Genomic DNA, 1,509 nt, shown 5'->3' with positions numbered 1-1,509 from the left:
TCGAGGGCCAGGGCCTCGACAAGGGCCACGTCGTCCACGACCTGCTCTTCCGCCGCGTGGCCACCTCGCAGCACCCCGAAAACCCCGAGAAGCCCGAAGACCCCGAGCAGCCCGAAGACCCCGAGAACTCCGAGAATCCCGCCGGAATCAGTCCCGGGAACTGACACCCCGTCGCGGCCACCCGTATCCCTCGTTAGGGTCAACGACGTGGCCACCAGTCCTCCGTATCCGATACCCCCCGAGGCCCCCGCCCCGGGGGAGCTGCGCCGCGCCCGCTGGTGGCAGCGCCGCGCGATACGCGCGGCCGGGCTCGTCACGCTGCTCGCCCTCTCCGGCCTGGTGATCCTCGCCCTGGTCAGGGAGCAGACCGGCACGGAGGGCTTCCTCGTCGGGCTCGGCCTCGCGACCGTTCCGGTGCCGTTGCTCGTCGCCGCGTTCCGCTGGCTGGACCGGGTGGCGCCCGGCCCCTGGCGGAACCTCCTCTTCTCCTTCGCGTGGGGCGCCTGCGCGGCCGCGCTCATCGCGATCGTCGCGAACAGTTTCGCGATCCGCTGGATAGCCACCGCCACCGCCGACCCGTCGAGCGCCGACACCCTCGGCGCCACGGTCATCGCCCCGATCGTCGAGGAATCGGCCAAGGCGGCGGCCATACTGCTCGTCTTCCTCTTCCGCAGACGGGACTTCACCGGCCTCGTCGACGGCGTGGTGATCGCCGGGGTGACCGCGACGGGCTTCGCGTTCACCGAGAACATCCTCTACCTGGGCAACGCCTTCGTCACCGACCAGCTCAGCCGCGACAGCGGCCTCGCCTCCGTGACGGCCGCGACCTTCTTCGTACGCGTGGTCATGTCACCGTTCGCGCACCCGCTCTTCACGGTCCTGACCGGCATCGGCTTCGGCCTCGCCGCGTTCGCCGCCGAGCGCCATCACCTGCGCCGCGTGCTGCTCCCGCTCACCGGGCTGCTGCTCGCGATGGGCATGCACGCGCTGTGGAACGGCTCGGCGGTCTTCGGGCAGTACGGGTTCTTCACCGTGTACGCGCTGATCATGCTGCCCTCCTTCGGGCTGCTGACCTGGCTGGCGATCTGGACCCGGCAGCGCGAGCTGCGCACGATCCGCGCCGAGCTGCCCGCGTACACGGCGGCGGGCTGGCTCACCCCGCCCGAGCCCTTCGCGCTCGGCTCGATGCGCGCCCGCGCGCTGGCCCGCGACTACGCCTCGTACACCTGGGGGAAGGCCGCGGCGCGCACGGTCGTGGAGTACGAGAGGTACGCGACGGCGCTGGCCTTCCTGCGCCACCGGGGGCGCAGCGGCCGGGCGGGCGCGGACTTCGTCGTACGCGAGCGGGAACTGCTCGAAAGGCTCTGGGAGCGCCGCGAACCGGCCCGCCCCGCCCTGGCCTACGCGGCCCGCGCGACGGCCCCGGTCCCGGTCCCCGTCATGTTCCCCATGCCGTACGCCGGTTACGGGTACCCAGGGCATCCCGGACACCCTCAGGCCGCCTACCCC

General features: G+C 72.4%; 1 protein-coding gene. It reads left to right on the top strand.

Going from position 1 to position 1,509, the window contains the following annotated elements; genetic code table 11:
* Positions 1–207: 207 nt before the first annotated feature.
* On the top strand, positions 208–1,509 hold a 1,302-nt coding region (locus GKQ77_RS32670), incomplete at its 3' end, for a PrsW family intramembrane metalloprotease (protein ID WP_219692772.1).

The sequence above is a fragment of the Streptomyces anatolicus genome, from assembly GCF_019400875.1.
GTDB classification, from domain to species: Bacteria; Actinomycetota; Actinomycetes; order Streptomycetales; family Streptomycetaceae; genus Streptomyces; species Streptomyces anatolicus.
The sequence above is the reverse complement of the archived record's forward strand: the minus strand, read 5'-3'. Positions and strand labels throughout refer to the sequence as shown.